At 64.4% G+C, this 21,676-nt stretch carries 20 protein-coding genes and 2 tRNA genes; 10 read left to right on the top strand and 12 right to left on the bottom strand.

Annotated elements, in window-relative coordinates; genetic code table 11:
• The first annotated feature begins 49 nt into the window (after positions 1-49).
• The gene (locus ACTXGA_RS00110) at positions 50-1,792 is read left to right on the top strand and encodes a sensor histidine kinase (protein ID WP_443391055.1); all 1,743 of its coding nucleotides are present in this window, start codon (positions 50-52) and stop codon (positions 1,790-1,792) included.
• 67 nt (positions 1,793-1,859) lie between these two features.
• Complete coding sequence (locus ACTXGA_RS00105; RefSeq protein WP_443391054.1) at positions 1,860-3,071, top strand: sigma-54-dependent transcriptional regulator; 1,212 nt, start codon at positions 1,860-1,862, stop codon at positions 3,069-3,071.
• Here the strand turns inward: ACTXGA_RS00105 and ACTXGA_RS00100 are convergent.
• On the bottom strand, positions 3,025-4,827 hold the full coding sequence (locus ACTXGA_RS00100) for a helix-turn-helix domain-containing protein (RefSeq protein ID WP_443391053.1): 1,803 nt from the start codon (positions 4,825-4,827) through the stop codon (positions 3,025-3,027). The genes ACTXGA_RS00105 and ACTXGA_RS00100 overlap by 47 nt on opposite strands.
• 137 nt (positions 4,828-4,964) lie before the next feature.
• On the opposite strand from ACTXGA_RS00100, the gene ACTXGA_RS00095 reads away from it, so the two are divergent.
• On the top strand, positions 4,965-5,126 hold the full coding sequence (locus ACTXGA_RS00095) for a hypothetical protein (RefSeq protein ID WP_443391052.1): 162 nt from the start codon (positions 4,965-4,967) through the stop codon (positions 5,124-5,126).
• Between the two features lie 105 nt (positions 5,127-5,231).
• Here the strand turns inward: ACTXGA_RS00095 and tpiA are convergent, their stop codons facing one another.
• A complete protein-coding gene (gene tpiA, locus ACTXGA_RS00090; protein WP_443391051.1) occupies positions 5,232-5,981 on the bottom strand; it encodes a triose-phosphate isomerase in 750 nt (249 codons plus the stop codon).
• 132 nt (positions 5,982-6,113) lie between these two features.
• Between tpiA and ACTXGA_RS00085 the strand changes: the two genes are divergently transcribed.
• The gene (locus tag ACTXGA_RS00085; protein WP_443391049.1) at positions 6,114-7,034 is read left to right on the top strand and encodes an isopenicillin N synthase family dioxygenase; all 921 of its coding nucleotides are present in this window, start codon (positions 6,114-6,116) and stop codon (positions 7,032-7,034) included.
• 54 nt (positions 7,035-7,088) lie between these two features.
• Complete coding sequence (locus ACTXGA_RS00080) at positions 7,089-7,703, top strand: glutathione S-transferase family protein (RefSeq protein ID WP_443391048.1); 615 nt, start codon at positions 7,089-7,091, stop codon at positions 7,701-7,703.
• 35 nt (positions 7,704-7,738) lie between these two features.
• Here the strand turns inward: ACTXGA_RS00080 and ACTXGA_RS00075 are convergent, their stop codons facing one another.
• Together ACTXGA_RS00075 and ACTXGA_RS00070 are read right to left on the bottom strand one after the other, a co-directional pair.
• Complete coding sequence (locus tag ACTXGA_RS00075; RefSeq protein ID WP_443391047.1) at positions 7,739-8,062, bottom strand: TfoX/Sxy family protein; 324 nt, start codon at positions 8,060-8,062, stop codon at positions 7,739-7,741.
• Positions 8,059-8,442 (bottom strand): HesB/IscA family protein, encoded by a 384-nt coding sequence (locus ACTXGA_RS00070; RefSeq protein WP_443391046.1) that lies wholly within the window; start codon positions 8,440-8,442, stop codon positions 8,059-8,061. Before ACTXGA_RS00070 ends, ACTXGA_RS00075 begins: the two co-directional genes overlap by 4 nt.
• A gap of 113 nt (positions 8,443-8,555) precedes the next feature.
• Between ACTXGA_RS00070 and ACTXGA_RS00065 the strand changes: the two genes are divergently transcribed.
• On the top strand, positions 8,556-9,467 hold the full coding sequence (locus ACTXGA_RS00065; protein ID WP_443391045.1) for a hypothetical protein: 912 nt from the start codon (positions 8,556-8,558) through the stop codon (positions 9,465-9,467).
• A 6-nt stretch (positions 9,468-9,473) separates the two neighbouring features.
• Here ACTXGA_RS00065 and ACTXGA_RS00060 read toward each other — a convergent pair whose 3' ends face one another.
• The 6 genes from ACTXGA_RS00060 to ACTXGA_RS00035 form a co-directional block, all read right to left on the bottom strand.
• Positions 9,474-11,180: a mechanosensitive ion channel family protein gene (locus tag ACTXGA_RS00060; protein WP_443391044.1), complete on the bottom strand. Its 1,707-nt coding sequence runs from the start codon at positions 11,178-11,180 to the stop codon at positions 9,474-9,476.
• Positions 11,181-11,404: 224 nt separating this feature from the next.
• Entirely contained in the window at positions 11,405-12,607 is a 1,203-nt protein-coding gene (locus ACTXGA_RS00055; protein ID WP_443391043.1) for a multidrug effflux MFS transporter, read from the bottom strand.
• 89 nt (positions 12,608-12,696) lie between these two features.
• Positions 12,697-13,059: an SUF system Fe-S cluster assembly protein gene (locus tag ACTXGA_RS00050; RefSeq protein WP_443391042.1), complete on the bottom strand. Its 363-nt coding sequence runs from the start codon at positions 13,057-13,059 to the stop codon at positions 12,697-12,699.
• 81 nt (positions 13,060-13,140) lie between these two features.
• The gene (locus ACTXGA_RS00045) at positions 13,141-13,893 is read right to left on the bottom strand and encodes an L-type lectin-domain containing protein (protein WP_443391041.1); all 753 of its coding nucleotides are present in this window, start codon (positions 13,891-13,893) and stop codon (positions 13,141-13,143) included.
• 82 nt (positions 13,894-13,975) lie between these two features.
• Positions 13,976-15,391, bottom strand: coding sequence for a 30S ribosomal protein S6--L-glutamate ligase (rimK, locus tag ACTXGA_RS00040; protein WP_443391040.1), 1,416 nt, complete (start codon positions 15,389-15,391; stop codon positions 13,976-13,978).
• Between the two features lie 79 nt (positions 15,392-15,470).
• Entirely contained in the window at positions 15,471-16,316 is an 846-nt protein-coding gene (locus ACTXGA_RS00035; protein ID WP_443391039.1) for a LytTR family DNA-binding domain-containing protein, read from the bottom strand.
• 232 nt (positions 16,317-16,548) lie between these two features.
• On the opposite strand from ACTXGA_RS00035, the gene ACTXGA_RS00030 reads away from it, so the two are divergent.
• The gene (locus ACTXGA_RS00030; RefSeq protein ID WP_443391038.1) at positions 16,549-17,490 is read left to right on the top strand and encodes a pirin family protein; all 942 of its coding nucleotides are present in this window, start codon (positions 16,549-16,551) and stop codon (positions 17,488-17,490) included.
• Between the two features lie 101 nt (positions 17,491-17,591).
• Here ACTXGA_RS00030 and ACTXGA_RS00025 read toward each other — a convergent pair whose 3' ends face one another.
• Positions 17,592-18,356: a polysaccharide deacetylase family protein gene (locus ACTXGA_RS00025; protein WP_443391037.1), complete on the bottom strand. Its 765-nt coding sequence runs from the start codon at positions 18,354-18,356 to the stop codon at positions 17,592-17,594.
• A 256-nt stretch (positions 18,357-18,612) separates the two neighbouring features.
• Between ACTXGA_RS00025 and ACTXGA_RS00020 the strand changes: the two genes are divergently transcribed.
• A tRNA-Asp gene (locus ACTXGA_RS00020) sits at positions 18,613-18,689 on the top strand.
• Positions 18,690-18,725: 36 nt separating this feature from the next.
• A tRNA-Asp gene (locus ACTXGA_RS00015) sits at positions 18,726-18,802 on the top strand.
• A gap of 187 nt (positions 18,803-18,989) precedes the next feature.
• On the opposite strand, the gene mepK is transcribed toward ACTXGA_RS00015, so the two are convergent.
• The gene (mepK, locus tag ACTXGA_RS00010) at positions 18,990-19,559 is read right to left on the bottom strand and encodes a peptidoglycan L,D-endopeptidase MepK (protein WP_443391036.1); all 570 of its coding nucleotides are present in this window, start codon (positions 19,557-19,559) and stop codon (positions 18,990-18,992) included.
• 298 nt (positions 19,560-19,857) lie between these two features.
• On the opposite strand from mepK, the gene ACTXGA_RS00005 reads away from it, so the two are divergent.
• Positions 19,858-21,504 carry a L,D-transpeptidase family protein gene (locus ACTXGA_RS00005; RefSeq protein WP_443391035.1) on the top strand — a complete coding sequence of 549 codons (1,647 nt, stop codon included), beginning with the start codon at positions 19,858-19,860 and terminating at the stop codon, positions 21,502-21,504.
• Positions 21,505-21,676 lie beyond the last annotated feature (172 nt).

Genomic DNA, 21,676 nt, shown 5'->3' with positions numbered 1-21,676 from the left:
ACCCTTGCGCTTCTTGTCCGGCATGGCAAGGGGACGCTAAGGATGGGACATGGAGGAAAAAGCTTCGACCCGTGGCCTGATTGTCGGGCTCTTCGTCGCCGGTGTGGCCGTGCTGGGCTGGCTGGCATGGAGCTATAGCTATGCCGAGGCGCTGCGACAGGTGGCGGCGCGCGGCCAGTCCGATCTGGCATTGGCAGCGGATCGTCTGGTCACGGGGCTGTTGCGCTACCGGGCCCTGGCCGTTGTGATGGTGGACCAGCCCGCGCTGGCGGTGCTGCACGATGGCGGCGACCGCGAGACCGCGGATCAGCTGCTGTTGCGTAACATGGACCGGACAGGTGCGGCCATGGCGTTTTACACCGACCGTGAGGGGCGGGTTCTGGCCTCGGCCCAAGGTGAGGCGCCCGACGATTTGATGGCGCAGCCGTGGTTCCTGCGCGCGGCGCAGGGGGCACTTGGCGCGCATCACGGGATCAGCAGTGACCTCGACCGGCGCTTGTTCTACTACGCCAAGCCCGCCTTTGATCCCGCAGGGGGGGTGCGTGGCGTGCTGGTCCTTGCCGTGGATATCGAGGCCATGGAACGCGAATGGAGCGGATCTCGACCGTCGGTCTTTTTCACCGATGCGCTGAACCGGGTCTTTATCACCAACCGGTCAGAGTTGCTGTTCTGGCAGCGGGACGGGGAGCGCCTGACCGGACCGTCCGGCCAGATCGAGAGCATCGAGATCCGCAATGTCGGAGCGCATGAAATCTGGCGTCAGCGCGTCAGCACCTATGTTCCGGCCCGCGCCCTGCACATCATGCAGCCTTTGCCCGTCATCGGGCTGACGGGGGAAGCGCTGGTGGATGTGGGGCCGGCGCTGCGACTGGCGGGCCTGCAGGCGGCGGTACTGGTCGTTTTGTGCCTGTTCTTCGGCTCGCTTCTGTTTCTCGCCACGGTGCGGCGTCGGGCGCTGGCGCAGGCCAATGCGAAACTGGAGGAACGGGTCAGGACGCGGACGCAGGATCTGGAGACGGCCAACACCGCGTTGCGGCACGAGGTGGGAGAGCGGGAAGAGGCCGAGGCGGCCCTGCGACGGGCACAGGCGGATCTGGTGCAGGCGGGCAAGTTGAGCGCGCTTGGGCAGATGTCCGCGGGGATCAGCCACGAGTTGAACCAGCCCCTGATGGCGATCCGCCAGTTTGCCGAGAACGGTGTCGCCTTGATGGACAAGGGCAAGCCGGACAAGGCGCGCGCCAACCTTGACCGGATCGCTGCACTGGCGGCGCGGGCGGCACGGATCATCAAGAACCTGCGCGCCTTTGCCCGCAACGAAAGCGAACCGATGGGCAAGGTGGATATCGTCGCCGTGATCAACTCGGCCGTGGAACTGACAGAGGCGCGGCTGGCGTCAGACGGTGTGACGCTGCACTGGGCGGCCGGGGAGTGGCCCACGCCGGTCTGGGTCATGGGCGGAGAGGTGCGGCTGGGGCAGGTCTTTGTAAACCTGATCAACAACGCCGCCGATGCGATGGCGGGACAGGATATCAAGGCGATCACCATCGACATGGAGGTCGGATCGCGTCTGGTGGTGCGGGTTCAGGACACCGGTCCGGGCCTTGCCGATCCGGAAAAGGTGTTCGAGCCGTTTTATTCCACCAAGGAAGTGGGCGCAGGCATGGGACTTGGCCTGTCGATCTCTTACGGACTGGTGGAAAGTTTCGGTGGCCGCATCCGGGGCGAAAACGCGGAAAAGGGGGCGTGTTTCATGGTCGAGCTTGATCTCTGGCGCGAGGATCTGGCGGCATGAGGACGGGGGACACCGCTCGTTCGTTGGGCGAACATCGCCCCGCCCGCCGTCTCACCGGGGTGCACGCATGGTGAACCGTGTCCTGCTGGTCGATGACGATGCCGCCGTGCGCGAGGCATTGGGCCAGACGCTTGATCTTGCCGATTTCGATGCGCTGACTGCGGGGTCCTTTGTGGAGGCCAAGGATCACATCGGTCCGGCCTTTGACGGGGTGATCGTCTCTGACATCCGGATGCCGGGGCGTGACGGCTTCCACCTGCTGGACTATGCCCATGCGCGGGACCCGGATCTGCCGGTGATCCTGCTGACCGGCGAGGGGGACATTCCCATGGCGGTCAAGGCGATGTCGCAGGGGGCGTTCGATTTCCTTGAAAAGCCCTGCAGCCCGGCGGATTTCACCGCCGTCGTGGCCCGCGCGCTGAAGACCCGAGCGCTGGTGTTGGAAAACCGGCGGCTGAAGCAGCAGCTGGAGGCGGGTGACCCGGCGGCGCGGATGATCTTTGGCGTCTCTGCCGCGGCCGAGCGGTTGCGGGCGCGGGTGCGGGTGGCGGCGCGAGCGGGGACCGATGCGCTGGTGACCGGAGCACCGGGGTCGGGGATTTCCAAGGTGGCGGAGGTCATTCATCTTGCCTCGAACCGGGGCAAGGGCCCGTTTGAGAAACGCGCGGCGGCGGGGCTGACGCGGGCGGATCTGGTGGAGCTTTGGCCGCGCTGTCTGGGCGGGACTTTGTTCCTTGACGGGATCGGGGCGCTGTCGCAGGACGCGCAGCTGGCGCTCTTGGACCTTCTGGAACGGGGCGATGTGGTGCTGATCGGGGGCAGCGCGCGGGACCTGACCGAGGCGGTCGGGCAGGGCGGGCTGTCCACCGATCTCTATTACCGGCTGGAGGTCTGTCAGGTCCGCATCCCGGCGCTGTCGGAACGGCCCGAGGATATTCCGGTGCTGTTCCGGCACTATGTGGCGCAGGCGGCGGAGCAGGCGGGGCTGACGGCGCCGGAGGTGACGGAGGAGGTGATTTCCGGGCTGATGGCGCAGGATTGGCCGGGCAATGCGCGGGCCTTGATGAGCGCGGCCATGCGGTTCGTTCTGGGGCTGGGGGAGGCATCGGCGACGGAGGAAAACCTTGGCCTGACCGAGCGGCTGGCGCAGGTGGAACGGTCCATGCTGATCGAGGCGCTGCGGCGGGCCGAGGGGCAGGCGCGGGTGGCGGCGTGCCGGGCTGAAGCCCGGCCTACGGTTTGTCGAGAGCGGCGATTTTTTCTTCGAGACGGGTTTTGAGTTTGAAAGCCTTGGTGAAGTTGTAGGGCATGTGTTCGGGGGCAAAGACCTCCAGCGCGGCGGTGACATGATCCAGCGCGGCGCGTAGGTGCGGCAGAGGATCCGTGCAGGTGTCGTGCTCCGCCCGCGCCATTTCGGCCAAGGCAAGGTTTTCCTGCGTCATGGCCCAATGCACGGGAAAAGCGTCGCGGGTGGTGACCTCCAGTGCGGCGCGGAAGGCGCTGACCGCCTGCGCCAGCAGCGCCGCGCCCTCGGGGCCGTCGGTGCGGCTGCCTTGGTTTTGGAGCGCACCGGCGAGGTTGTTCTGCGTCGAGGCCCAGTCCACGGGAAAAGCGTCGCGGGTGCGGACCTCAAGTGCGGCGCGGTAGGCGGTGACCGCCTGCGCCAGCAGCGCCGCGCCCTCGGGGCCGTCTGTGCGGGTGCCTTGATTTCGCAGCGCAGCGGCGAGGTTTTTCTGCGTCGTGGCCCATTGCACGGGAAAAGCGTCGCGGGTGAAGACCTCCAGTGCGGCGTGGTAGGCGGTGACCGCCTGTGCCAGCAGTGCCGCGCCCTCGGGGCCGTAGGTGCGGATGCCTTGGGTTGCGAGCGCAATGGCGAGGTTGTTCTGCGTCACGGCCCAGTCCACGTCATGCGCATCCCGGGTGGTGACCTCCAGTGCGGTGCGGTAGGCGGTGACTGCCTGCGCCAGCAGTGCCGCGCCCTCGGGGCCTTCGGTGCGGGTGCCTTGGTTTCGGAGCGCATTCGCGAGGTTGTTCTGCGTAGTGGCCCAGTCCACGGGATGTGTCTTGCGGGTGTGGACTTCAAGTGCGGCGCGAAAGGCAGTGACCGCCTGCGCCAGCAACGCCCCGCCCTCGGGGCCCTTGGTGCGGGTGCCTCGGATTTCGAGCGCAGCGCCCAGATTTGAAAGCGCCTTGCCCCGCAGGATGTCGTCGCCTTCCCGTTCCGAAAGGTCGATACATTTTTTCCAGAGTTCCGCTGCGATCTCCAACCCGTCGCCGCCATAGCGTAGGCTGTGGTCATAGAATTTTTTCCCATAGGTCAAGCGACGCCGCGCGGGTTCCAGCGGATCGAGAATGGCAAAGCTGTCGGCGGCGTCGAGCAGCAGGGCGCGGGCAAAGCCTGTGCGTTGCCGAAGCAGGGCGGCGTCGGCGCGGATTTCGGCGGCTTTGGCGGCCTCGTCTTTGGCGACTTCCTGCACGCGGGACAGGAGGGTTTCGACCTCGTCCAGATCGCCGCTGTCAAAAGCGACCATGGCGGAGGCTTTGAGGTTGGACAGCGCCTTGATGCCGTCGTCGATGGCGTCGACCTCGGCGCGCAGGGCGCGGAAGTCCTGTGCCTTGTTGCTCAGGTATTCGACCAGCGCGCCGTCGCTGGCGTCATAGGGTTTGTCCAGTTCAAAGCGGCTTGCAAGGGTTTCGAGTTGCGCGCGGGTGAGGGTTTTCAGGTCTGAGAGGGCCTGTTCGAGAGAGCCTTTTTCATTGCGCAGGACGAGAAGTTCGTCATTGGTGACGGTTTTCGCGTCCGCCGCCTGTGCCTTGAGCGCGCCGATGGTTTGGCGGGTGATGTTCAGCGCGTCGCAGATCGGTTGATAGACCCTGGCCTGCGGGCGGCCAACCTTGCCGGTTTCATAGTCGCGGATGCGGCGTTCGGCGTTTACGTCGCCAAGGGCGGTCAGCGCGAGGTCAAGTTGCGTCCAGCCGCGGCGCTCGCGTTTCTCGCGGATTTCCTGCCCCAGCAATTCGCCAAAAGATGCCATTTCCGCCTGTTTCCGTCCGGTGAGTCCGCCTGAACCCGTCCGGATTCGAAAATGCGTTTCGCTCAAATTGAGGGTGTTCCCGATGGGAGCCTAGCAACCGGCTGGCCAGCCTCAAAGATCAAAAAAGAAAGGTCGATATGGAAACGATGTTTGAGAAGGCGCGGCGGGTGTTCCTTGCACTGATGCAATGGAAGTGGATTTGCCGGGGACTGGTGCTGATCTACGCAGTGATCGCCATGCTGCGCGGCGATGCCGAGATGATGGCGCGGGCCGTTGGCTACGCGTTCGGCCTGCTCTGAGCTTGGTCCATGAGGAAAAGGCGGCGTCCCCCAGGGGGCGCCGTTTCTTGCGTTTGGGGCTGGTGGCGGGGTGAACCCCGCCCTACGTGGGATTTCGGGGGCGGGTTACGCCTCGGCCGCCTTGTTCAGCGCCTGAATGATTGGCACGAAATCCGCGGCCTTGAGGCTGGCCCCGCCAACCAATGCGCCGTCGACGTTGGAGACGGCAAAGATTTCTTCCGCGTTCGAAGCCTTGACCGAGCCGCCGTAGAGGATGCGGGTGGAGCGGCCCACGCCCGCGCCAAAGCGGCGTTCCAGCCGGGCGCGGATGAAATCATGCACATCGCCGATCTGATCCGGCGTCGGCACCTTGCCGGTGCCGATGGCCCAGACCGGCTCATAGGCGACGACGAGGCGGTGCGCGGTGGCGCCGTCGGGGATGGAGCCCGCCAGTTGCCCGCCGATGATGTCGAGCGTGTTGGAATGTTCGCGCTGGTCCAGCGTTTCGCCGACGCAGACCACCGTGGTCAGCCCGGCGTCCCATGCGGCGCGGGTCTTGTCCCGGATCAGCGCATCGGATTCACCGTGATCGGCGCGGCGTTCGGAATGGCCGAGGATGACATAGCTGGCGCCCGCGTCCCTGAGCATGGCGGCGGCGATGTCGCCGGTATGCGCGCCCGAGGCCTTGGGGTGGCAGTCCTGCCCGCCGATATGGGTGCGTTCGGCGGTTTGGGCGGCGGCGGCGATCAGCGTGGCGGGCGGGCAGATCAGTACCTCAGCAGCCCCTCCGGCGGCGGCGTCGATCGCGGTGAGTTCGGCCAAGGCCTCTTGCGTGCCGTTCATCTTCCAGTTGCCCGCAGCCAGTTTCTGTCGCATGTCGCCCAACTCCCATAACTCTTTGGAGGTTTGTTCAATGCGGCGGGCGCGGCGTCAAGCCCGGTTGATAGCAGCGCGGCGTCATGACAAGGGAAGCGGCGGAGGAAGCGGCGGGTTTCGAAGGGGCATGGCATGATACCGAAGCTGGATGCGGCAAAAATCGCGGCGCGGGATCCCGAGACGCTGGCAGAGCTGCGGCGCGGGGCCGAGGAGATCGGGTTCCTGATCGTCGGCAACACGGCGATTTCGGCGGCGCGGATGCGCTTTGTGCTGGCCGCCTACCGGGCGTTTTTCGATCTGCCGGAGGCGGAAAAGCGGCGGGTGGACATGGCGGCGACCGGGTCCAACCGGGGCTGGGGCGCGCCGCAGAGCGAGCAGGTCGATCCCGAGGCCAACCCCGATTACAAGCAGGTCTTTGACAGCGGGTTCGAGGATCCGGAGTCCGGCCTGTCGGTCTATGCGCCGAACCTCTGGCCCGCGCGGCCCGAAGGGTTTCGCGAGGTGATCGAGGCCTATTACCGCGATGCGCGGGCGGTGGCGCTGGGGCTGTTGCGGGGGATTGCAGAGGCGATCGGGGAGGAGCGCGGATTTTTCGATGACAAGTTCGCACGGCCGATGGCGCTGTTGCGGGGGAATTATTACCCGCCGCGGCCCGATTGGGCGGGGGACAAGGATTTCGGCATCGCCGCGCATACCGATTACGGCTGTCTGACGCTGCTTGGGTCGGACGGGGTTGCCGGGCTGGAGGTGCTGCTGCGCGACGGGTCCTGGCTGCCGGTGGAGGCGCGGCCGGGGGAGTTTGTGATCAACTTCGGCGAGATGCTGGAGCTCTGGACAGGCGGGCGGGTCAAGGCGACGCTGCACCGGGTCAAGGGCACGGCGGAAGAGCGGATTTCGGTGCCGCTGTTCTTCAACCCCGATTACATGACCAACGTGGCGCCGATCGGGTCGGGGCAGGTGATCCTTGCAGGTGAGCACCTGCAGAAGCGGTTCAACGAGACCTATGTGCATTTGCAGAACGCGGATGGCGCGTCGGCTGCTGACAGAAACTGACAAGGGCGTGTGGCATTCCCGGTGCAGGCAAACTGCACCGAAAAGGAAATTCACATGCTGACGCTTTATCACGCTCCTTTCAGCCGCTCATCCCGGGTGGTGGAACTGATCCACGCGCTGGGGGCACAGGACCGGGTCCGAATCCGGTTGACAGAAGTGCCCCGACAGGACGGGAGCGGGGCGCGCGATCCGGAGAACCCGCATCCGGACGGCAAGGTGCCGCTGCTGGACCATGACGGCACGGTCATCCGCGAAAGCGATGCGATCATGATCCATCTGACCAACCTGTTTCCCGAGGCCGGGCTGGCCCCAAAGGTCGGCACGCCGGAGCACGGCGCCTTTCTGGCGTGGATGGCGTGGTATGGAAACGTGATGGAGCCGGTGGTGGTGACGAAGCTGGCCGAGCTGTCGCATCCGATCCTGCAAACCACCTATCGCGATTGGGAGACGGTGCTGACGTCGCTGGAAACCGCGCTGGACGGGGCGGATTGGCTGATGGGCGAGGCCTATTCGGCGGCGGATGTCCTGATCTGCTCCACCTTCAACTGGTTGCCGGATCTTGTGCCGGATGTGCCGGTGATCCGCGATTGGGTAGCGCGCTGTCAGGCGCAGGCCGCGCATCAGGCGGCGATGGAGTTTGACCAGCGCGCGATGGCGGCGGCGGCCTGAGCGAGAGGGGTGCCGGGGGCGTCCCCGGTTTTCCGTTACAGGTGGCGCAGGGCCTCACGGGCCAGTGCCACCGCCTCTTCCGGGTCGTCCAGTGCCGATCCGGGGAGGCTCCAGTAGGGCATGGCTGCGCCCTTGCCGTCCTTGCGGGTATAGGTCCAGCGGGTGCAGCCCATCTCCTCCAGCCGGTCGATGAAGGGGCCTGCGCCCTTGATCAGGATGTTGCCGTCCGAATGCACAAGCGCAAAGATCGTGCCCTCATGATAGAGGCACAGACCGCCCATCATCCTGCGGGTCGTGATGTTCCCGAGACCGGAGAAGAGGTCCTTGGCAAAGGCGATCTCTTCGGCGGAGAGGCTCACCGGGCCTGATCGCGTTCTGCGGAGAGTTCCTCGACATCCTTGAACTTGATCGACTCGCCACAGCCGCAGGCGTCTTCGACGTTGGGGTTGCGGAACTTGAAGCCGGATTCGAGCAGCGAGGTCTCATAGTCGATTTCGGTGCCGAAAAGGAACATCTGCGCCATCGGCGCGATCAGCACGCGCGCGCCGTCCTGTTCCACGACCTCATCGTTTTTGTCAGCCGCATCGACGTAGTCCATGGTGTATTCCATGCCCGCGCAGCCGCCTTTCTTGACGCCGATCTTCAGGCCGAAGCGGCTGTCGCGCTCCATCAGCTTGCGGATCTGGGTCACGGCGGCGGGGGTGATCGTCACGGGGGACTGACCGGGTATTGCAAACATTTGCGAAACCTCTCTTTCAATTCCAAGATTTAGGGCAGCGGCTGCGTCTACTCAAGAGGCAGCCGGCACGCGGTGTTGTCGCCGGGCCTGTTGATTTTTGGATGGGATATGGAATGAAGCATTTTTTCTGCGTGATTTGCATGGTTGTGGCGGCGGCATTTGCAGGCGCGGCGGCCAGCGCGGATCAGCCGCGCAACGATGTCTGTGCCGCGTTTTTTGACTGGCAGCAGCCCTATTATGAGGCTTTCGGGGCAGAGGAGACAGAGATCCCGTTTCCCCAGGAGATCAGGTGGATCGACACCCGGCACGGGAAATTCGTCGGCTCTGACGACAAGTTGTTCGAATACGAGCGGATCAAGGCAGGGTTTGGCAGCGGGGCCTATGCCTTTGAGCGGGCCAATCCAGGCGCGTGGGAGCGGATCACAGCCTGCATTGCGGAGCGGTTTCAGGACGCACCCGCCGGGGTACGGGACGCGCATCTGCGCCGGGTGGCGATGCTGCGGGCGCATGGGCAGCTCATGGCGAAGAACAGCACGCTGGCGCGGACGGATGGCTTTGGGATGCCGATGGTCCCGCCGATGTCGGAAATGCAGCAGCGGGCGTCGTCGGCTCTGGCCTACCGGATGCAGCTGGAAATCTGGCGCGAGGATTGGGAGGCGCGCAAGGCCGACGGGCTGCTGGTGGTGGATGTCATTATCGCGGACAGGGTGTTGGAGGAGTTTGGCCGTGTGCTGTGGCCCGAGGAAGTGGCGGGGTGGCAGGCCGAGGTGGCTACAATGAAAGCGGCGCGGGCGGCGGAGATCGAGCGGTTTCATTTGGCTTTTGTAGGGGCGCAGCCGGACTTCATTCCGCGCAATCACATGCGCTGGGTGACCGCGAACTTCTATACCGAACCGACGGCCTATCTGCGCAACTTGGTGCTGGCGAAAATGGGACGGGATCCCGGCGCAGTCTTGGAGGGGCGGCTGCACCTCAACCCCATGTGCTTTGGCCACGCGGCGGACCTGCGCTATTGCCGGGACTGAGGCCTGTCAGGCGGCCGCCGGATCGGGGCTGACTGCCTCGGCGGCAAGCGAGGCCTGCGGGAAAAGTGTCACCTCTTCTTCCTCTTCCATCCGGGACAGCCTGCTGAGCAGCGCCTCACGCGCAAGGCAGGCCACGTCCCACGAGGTGTTGGGGTCACGGCAGGGCACCATGAACCAGACGTCGATGCCAAAGGCATCCTGCCCGGTGACGCGGACGGCGGATTTTTCGCGGTCGTCCAGTTCCGCCTGATCCAATTCGTCCAGAACCTCTTCGAAGACGGCGCGCATCTTGTCGATGTCGGTATCGGGCGCCAGTTTGAAGCGCAGGACCCGCAGCATTTCAGGCTCTTTCAGGGTCCAGTTTTCAAAGGTGGTGGAGGCGAATTCGCTGACCGGCACCACAAGGCGGGTGCCGTCCCAGTCGCGCAGTTGGACATAGGTGAAATTGATCCGCTCAACGTGGCAGAGCGCCTCCTTGTAGACGACGCGATCGCCGATGCGGGCGGATTGGTTCAGCGCGATCTGCAGTGAGGCAAGGATGTTGGTCAGGATGGTGCGCGCGGCATAGCCCAAGATCAGCGTCAGCACGCCCGCCGAGGCCAAGAGCGAAAAGCCGTAGGTGCGGAACAGGTTGGCCGAGGCGAGGACGATGCCGAAGCCGAAGAGGAAGACGATGATGACAAGGATGCGGCGCAGGGCGGCGATGCGGGTTGCGCGGGTGCGGGCCTCATCGAATTGCTGGCGGGTCAGGTCCATCTCGTCAAAGCCGGTGATCTGGTCGAGGATGACCTCTATCACGTTGACGATCAGCATCAGCGCGGCGGTGACAAACCCCGCGGCGATGAGCGGGGTCAGGACGCTGTTCAGCCGTCCGGAAAAGACAAAGATGGTCTGCGTGCCCACCGCCAGCGTCAGCGCCACGGCCACCAGCACCAGCGGCATGCGCGCGGCGCGAAAGGCGGCGGTGGTGATGCGGCGGGTGGCGTGACGGCCCACGCGGCGCAGGGCGACGGCGGTGCCCTGTCCGGCAAGTGCTGCCAGCAGCGCCAGCAGGGGCAGGCCGATCACCTCCCACCACATCAGTCGCCAGAAGGCGGTCTGGCGCAGGACATCGGGCAGATGTTCCTCGTAGCCAGAGGGGCCGTAGGCGTCGTAGAGCGCGGGGATCTTCTGCACGGTCTGGCGGGAGACGACCCAGACCGGATCGCCGCCCGCCGGTTTGATCCGGTTGAGGCGGATGGCGGCGGGGATGCCGTCCAGTTCGATCTCCCAGACCAGCAGCGAGCGGCGTTTCATCCCGGCGGTGGCGGAGTTGGAGGTCTGGCGCGCGTCCAGCGCATCGGGCCGGTCGAGGATCTGGCCCCAGTCCAGCACGGCGCGGCGGTGGATCACGCTGACCAGTTGCTCTGCCAGAAAGGCGCCGCGGGTGGTTTGATCCTCCGGGGGAATATCAGAGAGATCCAGAAGGTGGGCGCGCGAGGCGGAGACGGGGCCATCGGTGGGAATGCGCAGGAGCGATTCCATGGTGGCGCGGGGCGTGCTGCGGTCGATGCTGGCCGGCGCGGGGCCAAGGCCGCTGTTCAGGCTGTCCACCTCGAACCAGGGCGCGTCATCCGATTGGGCCTGCGCGGAGAGGGGCGCGATGGCGGCCAGCAGGAGCAGGCAAAGGCCCAGAAGAAGCGGCGCGGGGCGGGATTTTGTCAGGCGATGCATCGGGATGGCAACGCCTTGGGGGCTCGGGTTGTTCCGCACGGGGGCGGGCGGGAGCGTTCCAGCGTCCATGTGATGGTGCCCAGATCGGGCACTTTTGCGTTGGATGTCTGGACAAGGCAGGACTGCGGCCTGTTGTTCAGCGCGCCGTCTTTCATCTGTGAGATCAGGGAGGCCGGGATGCAGGTCAGGGCGCTGACCGGGGCATGAAAGCTGTGTGACGGCGATCAGCCGGGGGCGGGGCCGGGTTCCGGGGCGGTGCGCAGGGCGGGCAGGGCGGTCAGAACCGACAAGAGCGCCAGCCCCCAGAGCAGCCAGAGCATCCGCGCCGGATCCGGCGCGGTGCCCATCAGGACGCCGGATACGGAGGTCAAGGCCGCGGCGCAGCCCACCGTGACCGCGCCCGACAGACCCGCCGCGCTGCCCGCCAGATCCGGGCGCACGGACATGGCGCCGGACAGGCCCGCAGGCGTGCTGATCCCGTTCGACAGGCCGATGACGGGCATCAGGACAAACAGGCTGAACGCCGAGCCAGAGCCGAACCACCACAGCGGCAGGGCCGCGCCCAGCCCGACAACCGCGACCAGCCGCCCGATCACGACCATGGGTGCGGTGGCCAGCCTGCCGCCGATCCGGCGCGAGACGTAACTGCCGCAGATGAATCCGATGGGGGGCAGGCCGATCAGCGCGCCCACCGCGCTTGGTGGCAGGTGAAACACCACGTCGGCCAGAATGGGGGTGGCCGCGAGATAGGCAAAGAAGGTGCCCAGCCCCAGACCGACGGAAAAGGTGTAGGACCAGAAGCCGACATTCGTCAGCAGGGCGGGATAGGCGCGGAAATGCGCGGCGAATCCCTGACCGCGCGTGGCGTTGGTCTCTCCCAGATCGCGCCAGCAGAGGTAGACCAGCGCGGCACCGGACAGGAAGAAGACCCAGAGTGTCGCGCGCCAGCCCAAGAGCTGATCCAGCGTGCCGCCGACCACCGGTGCCAGCATCGGACCCAGTGCGATGGCCATGCCGATGGTGCCAAGCCGCGCGGTCGCCTCACTGGGTGGAGAGGTGTCGCGCACGATGGCGCGGGACAGCACGTTTCCGGCGATGACAGAGGATTGCAGGACGCGAAACGCCATGAAGGTGGTGAAATCCGGCGCGAGCGCGGTGCCCAGAGAGGCCAGCGTAAAGATCGCCAGCGACCACAGCAGCACGGGCCGCCGCCCGTAAAGGTCCGACAGCGGGCCGATCACGACCTGCAGGACCGCCGTGATCATCATGAAGACAGAGATCGACAGGCTGGCCTGCGCATAGGTGATGGCATAGGCCTGCGCCATGTTCGGCAGCGACGGCAGGAACATGTTGACCGACACGATGCCCAGAATGGTGATCAGGACAAGCGTGACAAGACGCGGCGGTTTCTGGGCAATGGGGGGCATGGGAACAATTCAAATGATGTCCATGCCATATCTGTTTTTGGGCCGGGGCGACAGGGGCAAAACCCTGCGTCGCCCGCGGCACAGCGATTTTACATGAAGCCCAGTTCCAGCCGCGCCTCATCGGACATCATTTCCATGCCCCAGGGCGGTTCCCACGTCAGGTCCACGTCGACCTGTTTGACGCCCGGCAGCGGTTCGACCGCCTCGGCGACCCAGCCCGGCATCTCACCGGCGACGGGGCAGCCCGGCGCGGTCAGGGTCATGACGATGCGCACCTCGGCCTCGGGGTTGATCTCGATCGTGTAGACGAGCCCGAGATCGTAGATGTTCACCGGGATTTCCGGGTCATAGACGCTGCGGCAGGCCTCGACCACGGTGTCATAGAGCGGATGGTCGGTGCTGGAGGGTGCGATCAGCGGTGCACCTTCGAGCGGTGGGTTCTGCTCGGTCATTGTGGTCCTCGTCTCCGAAAAGCTGACGTTTTATATAGGGAATGCGGCGGGCGCGGTAAAGGCCCCCGCACGGTCTTTGCGCTATTGGCCGGTCCCGCCAGGGGCAGTTTCAGTCGACTCGGCGACCTCTTCGGGCGCGTAGCGGTCCACGTAGGTCCATTCGAGGATGTCATGCGCCGCATAGGCCCATCCGCAGGCGGCGGAAAACCCGATCCAGGCCTCTTCGGCATCGAGCAGGCGGGGAATGTCGATCACCTGGGAAATCGAGGGACGCAGAGGGCGTTGGCGCTTGTTGGAGAGGCGGGCCTCCAGCGTTGTGCCATCGTAGTCGATCCAGACATACCACGGTCCGTTGTTTTCGAAATTGCCGCGCAGGCTGGCAGGCCGGTATCTGTCATGGGTGATCTTGCCGTCGACCAGCAGGGCCATATGGCGGCCGTCCGGGTCGTGCCGATCATTTTTCCATGTGTCGAATTCGATGGCGACCGACTCCGTTACGCCCAGATACCCCATGCCCTGACCATTGCCGCCCAGGCTGGCAGAGCGGTTTTGCAGGATGAAGACGATCCCGTCGGCGCCGCCGTTTCCGGGCCGGGTGATGTCGAAGGCGAAGAAGGTGGAAAAGGTGTTGGTGGGCAGCTTCTGGCTGGAAAAGACACTGCCCCTGACACCGCCTTTGGGTGGTGTGAGGCGGACGGAGCCATCGGCAAAGGCGCGTGCCTCACCGGAGAAGGTGAGTTCACTGGTGGTCAGGAAATCCCTGATGTTGTCCCGGGCAAAAGCCGGGGCGGCACAGAAAAGGCTGACGGCAAAGATCAGAAAAGGGCGAAACATGGCAAATGTCCTCTGGTGAAAGCAAATCTGTTCTCACCAGTGTGACGCGCCGCGCCCTGTCTTTCTTGGCCGTCGACCGGATTTATTCCTCGTTCATGCTTTTTCTGGACCGCACGGGTGCGGGGCGCACCTTGGCCTCCAGATGGTCATACAGGAGTGCCGCGATGTTCTTTTTGGTCGCGGTTTCAATACCTTCAAGGCCGGGGCTGGAGTTGACCTCCAGCACCTTGGGCCCGGCGTCGGAGCGGAGCAGGTCAACCCCGGCAAGGTTGAGGCGAAAGGCGCGGGCAGCGCGGACGGCGGCGTCACGCTCTTCCTTGGTGATGCGCACGCTTTGCGCGGAACCGCCGCGATGCAGGTTGGAGCGGAAATCGCCCTCTGCCCCGGTGCGTTTCATCGCCGCGACGACCTTGCCGCCGACCACCAGACAGCGGATGTCCTCTCCGGCGGATTCCTTGACGAAATCCTGCACGAGGAAATTGGCCTTGAGCCCGCGAAAGGCGTCGATGACGGACTCCGCCGCCTTCTTGGTTTCCGCCAGCACGACGCCCTTTCCTTGGGTCGATTCCAGCAGCTTGACGATCAGCGGCGCGGTGCCGACCAGCCGCATCAGCGACTGTGTGTCCTTGGGCGAGGCGGCAAAGGCGGTGTTGGGCATGCCGATCTTGTGCCGCGCCATCAGCTGATGGGCGTGCAGCTTGTCCCGGGAGGCGGTGATGCCGTCGGACCCGTTCACGCAAAAGGTGCCGATGGTTTCGAACTGCCGGATGACGGCGGTACCGTAAGAGGTGACAGAGGCGCCGATGCGCGGGATGACGGCGTCGTAGCGGGGCAGGCGCTTGCCGTCGTAATGGACCTCGGGCGAGAGCGCGTTGATCGCCATGTAACAGCGGGTGGTGTCGATGACCTCGACCGTGTGACCGCGCTTTTCGCCCTCTTCGACGAAACGGCGGCTGGAATAATTGTCCTCGCGGCTGAGGACGGCGATGCGCAGGGACCGGTTGGGAGCGTTCTGGCGCATGCGGGCGGTGGTGTAGACGTCGTAGCTGAGTTTCGGCTGCTGAAAGCGGTCGGTGGCGACGATGGTGATGTGATCCTTCAGCGCCTCGCGGCCCAGCAACATGCGCGAAGCCATGGTGGAGCGGTCGGTCAGCGTCATCTCGATGCGCCAGCTTTCCTCGCCCACGCGCAGGGTCGAGGCGATGACGTAGCGCGATTCGGTTTCGCCGTTCGACGAGGTGACATTGCGGCGGTCGACGATCCGGGCCGAGCAGGGGATCACCAGATCATCGCGTCCGGGCACCGGGTGGACGGTGAAACGGACCTTGGGCGCGGAGGCGGGGCCGAATGTTTCGATGTCAAAGGCGTGCAGCGCCGATGTACGCGCGCCGGTGTCGACCTTGGCCCGCAGAGCGGGCAGGCCGAGGTCGGGCAATGCCACCCATTCCTCCCATCCGAAACGGATCATGTCGGTGTCCTGATCGGGGGTGTCGGTCATGAAGATGCGCCTAGTTGTGAAACCACGGCAGCCCTAGCAACAGGGAGGGGCGGCAACAAGAGCGCTCGTCCTGCTCTGGCTAGTCCCGGCGCTCCAGCCAGTCGCGGACCTGGTCCAGACGGGTGCGGGCGACGGGGACGCGGGTGCCATCGTCCAGTTGCAGCAGGTGGCGCTGGCCTTCGCGGGTCAGATCGCGCGCGGCATTGGCCGAGACCCACCAGGAGCGGTGCGGTTGCAGGCCGTCATCGGGGCCGGTTTGCGCGACGATGTCGCTGAGGCGGCCGCGATGGGTGATGCTCTGCCCGTCCATGGTGATCAGCACATGGTGTTCGTGGGCCTCGATGTGGTGCAGGCGGGACAGCGGCACCGGTTGCGTTCCGATCACGATGTGGCGCTCTTCGGGAATGGCGGGCGGAGGGGCGTCGGTCCGGGGCTGGACGTCGCCGGTCCGGCCATCGACGTGAAACCGCACGTAGCGGAAATAGATCAGGCCAAACAGCTCTGCGATCAGCCAGTAATAGAACAGGCTGGGCAGGATGGGCACCACCACCCGGCCAGCCGTCCCGAGATAGACAACCGCCTGTCCGGCCAGAATGGCCGGCGGGAGGGAGCCGAGGACGATCACCGGCCCGGGCCAGACCCGCGGGCCGAATTGCCGTTGAAGCCCCGCGACGATGGAGATCACGAGCCAGACCGCTGCATGGAACACCACCATGAGCAGGGCCCAGGCAGTCAGGATGACAGGCAGGGCAACGCGATCCCGAAGGTCCGGCACGTCGGTGACGATCAGCAAAACATAGACCAACCCGAGATAGGTCAGGGTTGTCCTGTTGCGCATCAGGCTGACAAGTTCCTTTGGCGCAAGCGTGAACCGCCCGCCAAGGATATCGAAGAATGTGAGCACCTGCATAGGTTTATAAGACACGACGCAATCAGCCGTTAGGGAGACGTTCAAACAGATAATGCGAAATCAGAACGACTTGTTCCCTGAATTATCATTGCCGCCCGCGCGGCGACAAGGCTTGTGCGCGGGTGTCGCAGCGTCACCCCAGTGCGGGTTTAGTTGTGCAGTAATGCACGCTGATGATCCGCAAGCGCAGATTGCGTGCGAAGAACAATGATCTACCTTGTAATACGTCAAACCCGGAGGTCGTGACATGAGCTGGAATCCTGCGCTTGATCCGCATTGCCCCATGGGGGACGAGGTGGATGCCATTGAGACCCTGATCGTTCCGCGCGCCCGTGATCTGGGCGGGTTCGAGGTGCGCCGCGCCTTGCCCGCGCCGAAACGCCAGATGGTGGGGCCCTTCATCTTTTTCGACCAGATGGGTCCGGCGGAGTTGCTGCCGACCCGTGGGCTGGATGTGCGCCCGCATCCGCATATCGGTCTGGCGACGATCAGCTACCTTTACAGCGGACGGATGCACCACCGCGACAGCCTTGGCACCGATCAATGGATCGAACCGGGGGCCGTCAACTGGATGGTGGCGGGGCAGGGGATCACCCATTCCGAGCGTACAGATGACGCGACACAGACCGAACCGATGCCCTTTTTCGGGATTCAGACATGGGTTGCGCTGCCAAAGGATCACGAAGACCGCGCGCCGGAGTTCATCCATGCCGGGGCCGAAGACCTGCCCGAGATGGAGGGCGAAGGAAAGACTGTGCGCCTGGTCCTTGGCAATGCCTGGGGCGCGCGGGCCCCGGTCAAGACGGCATCAGAGATGTTCTATGCAGATGCGGTTCTGGAGTCCGGGGCGGCGATTCCGCTGCCGGATGAGCATGAGGATCGCGGTGTCTACGTGGTCGAGGGCGCGGTGGAGGTGGCCGGTGAGCGATACGAGGCCGGACGGATGATGGTGTTCCGTCCCGGCGACCGGGTGTCCCTGAAGGCGGGGCCAAAGGGGGCGCGGCTGATGTTGCTGGGCGGTGAGACGCTGGAGGGAGATCGGTTCATCTGGTGGAACTTCGTAGCCTCCTCGCGTGAGCGGATCGAAGAGGCCAAGGAAGCCTGGCGCCGGGGCGATTGGCAGAACAACGCGCGGTTCCACCTGCCGCCCGGTGACGATGCCGAGTTCATCCCGCTGCCCGAACGCTGAAAGGGGGCGGACGGACCCGGCAAAGGGCGCAGGAAAGACAAAGGCCGCGGCTCTGACAGAGCGCACGGCCTTGGTGTCTGCGGGGCTGTCCGGACCGGCTGTCAGCCAGCGGAGGCGAGCCGCGTGAAATTGCGTTGTTGCCAGAGCGGCCAGCCCATCATCTGGCTCATCGTGCCGAATTTCATCCCGCGCTGGGTCAGCGTGTCCAAGGTGCGCGGCATGGCGCGGACGGTGCCGCTCTGGATGTCGTGGGTCAGGATGATCGCACCCGGGCGGGTGTGCGAAATGATGCGGCTGGCGACGACATTGGATCCCGGACGGCGCCAGTCCTGCGGATCGACGGACCACAAGATCGTCGGCAGTTTGCGTTGTTGGTACAGCATGTGGCGCTGACGGTTGGTGAAGGCCCCGTAGGGCGGGCGGAAGGTGACGGGCGGACGGCCGGTGATCTTGAAGATCGCATCGGAGGTGCGGTCGATCTGGTTGAGCACGTATTTGTCCGAATACCCGGCAAGATTCGGGTGTGACCAGCTGTGGTTGCCGATTTCGTGCCCTTCGTCCGCAATGCGCTTGACAATATCGGGCCACGTGACGACCCTGTTACCAATACAATAAAAAGTTGCGCGCAAACCACGCGCTTTGAGCATATCGAGGAGTCGGGGAGTCAGGGTCGGGTGCGGCCCGTCATCAAACGTCATCGCCACAACCGGAGAGGCCGTCTTGACGGCTGTCACCGTCACCCATCCATCGGACACCATGTCCTTTGGGAGGCTGATCTTGGGGGCTGCCCAAAGGGCATCGGGACGGGCGAATGCAAGAGCAGCAGTGCCGGCGGACAGAAAATTCCGGCGCGAAAAATATGACATTGGGACAACCTTGGCAGTGGAAGGCGGGCAGACCCTCCGAGAAAGCCGGGTGCCTTATCGTTTGGCAAGCCAATTCCCGAATGCGGGAATTGGCCTTTGAGCGTCGTGTCAAATCCGCAACGGACTGTGGCAAGATTTCGTCACTGGGGTGTTTGCAAAAATGCGCCGATTTCTGCCTCAAAAGCGCTTGACGACCCGGGGGGCTGCGCATAGAAGGCCTCTCACGCCACGGCCAAGCGGTCACGGCGGCAGTCAAGCGGTTGTAGCTCAGTTGGTTAGAGTACCGGCCTGTCACGCCGGGGGTCGCGGGTTCGAGCCCCGTCAACCGCGCCAACACTGCCCCGAAACGCAGCGGCCCGACGCGATAGCGCGGTTGTAGCTCAGTTGGTTAGAGTACCGGCCTGTCACGCCGGGGGTCGCGGGTTCGAGCCCCGTCAACCGCGCCACTTCTTTTCTTCATATTTACGGAACCGGACAGCCCTTCATGCGTTGTTAAGCTGTCGGCGGCTTGATGCCACGACGGCTGTAACGCGTATGGAATACCTGACTGTCCCCGGGTGCGCAGATCGGCGAAAAACAAAAGGCGCCCCGGATGGGACGCCTTTTACACGAGAATGCTTTGATAGGGAGGGTTCAGCTGCCCCAGCTGCGCACCGGACCGCAATCCATGTGCACGAAGTTCGAACCGGAATAGCGCCCGACACCGCCCGCCTTGCAGGCCGACGCCGCGCGGTACATCTGGTTGACGGAGCGCGATGACAGCCGCAGGTCGGCTGCCTGCCCGCGCAGGTGGCGCGAGTTCTTCGCCACACCGGAAGACCGTGAACGCAACATGGCGTTGGTCGACGGGCTGCGATAGCCGGAAATGAGCATGTAGGGTTCGCTGACGTCGAGAAGGTTGTGCGCCGCCGCCATGATGTCGATCGTCCGCGTATCGATCGTCCTGGTTTCGTCGGACCGCCAGTCGCGCATGAAGAAGTTGACCTCTTTCAATGCGTCGGCGAGATAGTCGCCCTCGACCCAGTAGATCATGTCGAGGCGTTCCCCGGTGCGACCGGAATACATCCGGATTCGGCGGATATCGCCGGATCCGCGCAGGAAGCCTGCAGCATTGGAAAAGGTTGGCGCGGCTGCAACAGTGGTCGCAGCGAATGCGCGAAGAAGTCCGCGGCGCGTAAAGCCGCCAGTCTTTGTCTCTGTCATGTGAGCGCCTGTCCCGTAGTCGCCGTGTTACCTGATCGGGCGCATCGTTGTGCGCCGCCTGCCATCTATCCCCAGATGTCGATAATGGTATGGCACGAATCGAAGCCGCAAAAAAGACCGGTTTGAGCCGAATTGTAATGATCAAGGGGGAAGTGGCGAGAATTTGCCCATAATGCAATTGGTGTGGCGGGAATGCTCTTATTCAACTCTGAGACGCAACCGTCGACTTCTTGGCGAATTTGTGAATAGACAGTTGTACCGCCTTGTATGCACGGTATTTATCGGGATGGTAGTTAAGATGAAGGATTTTTTGATGAACGGAGTGGATGCGCGGTCGATGCTGCGGACCCTGGCAACCGCCGGGACGGTCTGGTTGGTGGCAACTGCCGGAATGGCGGCAGAGGGGGGCGATAGCCTCAATCTCAAGATTACGGCATTCAAACAGGCGGTGGCGGAAAACATCGCCGATGACGAGAGCATCGCGGCATTCTACAGGGCGCGGGATTTCGCGCCGATCTGGACCGGGGCGGGCGAAGAGGACCGGGCGCGCAGGCTGGCGCTGCTCGAAGCCGTCGAGATGGCGGATGTGCATGGCCTTCCCGAAGGACGCTACAACGCCGACCGGCTGCTGGCGCAGATGGCTGGCGCCACGGATGGCCGGTCGCGCGGGCTGCTGGAAATCGAACTGACCAAGACCTTCATCAAGTTCGCCAACGATCTGCAGTCCGGCATTCTGGAACCCGGCAAGATCATCCCGGACATCAAGCGTGAATTGCCGCGTCGCGATCCGCAGCAACTGCTGACCCGCCTGACAGAGGAAGACCCTAAGGCGGTGTTTCTCAGCTTTGTGCCGTCCAGCCCGGAATACTCTCGACTGATGCGCGCCAAGCTGCGCCTTGAGCACAAGATCGGCCAGGGCGGCTGGGGCCCCACCGTTTCCGCAGGTAGCCTGCGCCCGGGGGATTCCGGCAATGCCGTGGTGGCGCTGCGCAATCGTCTGGTGGCGATGGAATACATGAAGCCGTCGCTGAGCATGACCTTCGATGATGCCATGCAGGCGGCCGTGCGTGAATTCCAGGAAGACAACGGCCTGCCGGTCGATGGCGTCGTCGGCGGCGGCACCATGCGGGCGATCAACACCGCGCCCGAGGAGCGACTGAAGTCGATCATGGTCGCGATGGAGCGTGAACGCTGGCTCAACCTGCCCGAAGGCCGCGGCAAGCGGCACGTTCTGGTCAACCTCGTCGATTTCCACGCCGAGATCATTGATGATGACAAGGTGACCTTCAAGACGCGGTCGGTCATCGGGGCACAGGACGCGGACCGTCGGACGCCGGAATTCTCGGACGTGATGGAGCGGATGGTCATCAATCCGTACTGGTTCGTGCCGCAGTCGATCATCCGGGGCGAATACCTGCCCGCGATCCGCAGCAATCCCTATGCCGCCGGGCATCTTGAGATCGTCGATTACCGGGGCCGCGTGGTCAGCCGGGAAACGGTGGCGGCCTATGCTTCGTCGCGCAACTTTCCCTTTTCCATGCGCCAGCCCCCGGGGCCGAGCAATGCCTTGGGGACGGTGAAGTTCCTGTTCCCGAACAAGTACAACATCTACCTGCACGACACGCCGTCGCAGCACCTGTTCAAGCGCGAGGTCCGCGCCTTCAGCCACGGCTGCATCCGTCTGGATGATCCTCATGAGTTCGCCTATGAGCTGCTCGCGCCTCAGATGGACGATCCCGAAGGCTATTTTCAGCGCACGCTGCAGTCCGGCAAGAACACCAAGGTTCCGCTGGAAACGCCGATCCCGGTGCACCTGATCTATCGCACCGCCTTCACCTCGGCGAAGGGCCACATGAACTATCGCGATGACGTCTACGGCCGCGATCAGATCCTGTGGCGCGCGCTGAACAACGAAGGGGTGGCCCTGCGGGCCGGGCGCAGTTAAACCTCTCCCCAAACAGGTGCAGCACCTGACCCGGGAGACCGCATGACCTTTACGATCGCGCAAATCGCAAACGCCCTCGGCATCCATCCAAGCGCTGTGATCGATCCTTCGGCGCAATTGGGCGATGGGGTTTCGGTCGGGCCTTTGGCAGTGATCGAGGCCGGTGCCGTGA

The organism is Antarctobacter jejuensis (assembly GCF_052266595.1).
GTDB lineage: Bacteria > Pseudomonadota > Alphaproteobacteria > Rhodobacterales > Rhodobacteraceae > Antarctobacter > Antarctobacter jejuensis.
Note: the sequence above shows the minus strand (reverse complement) of the source record. Positions and strands in the feature narration are given on the sequence as shown.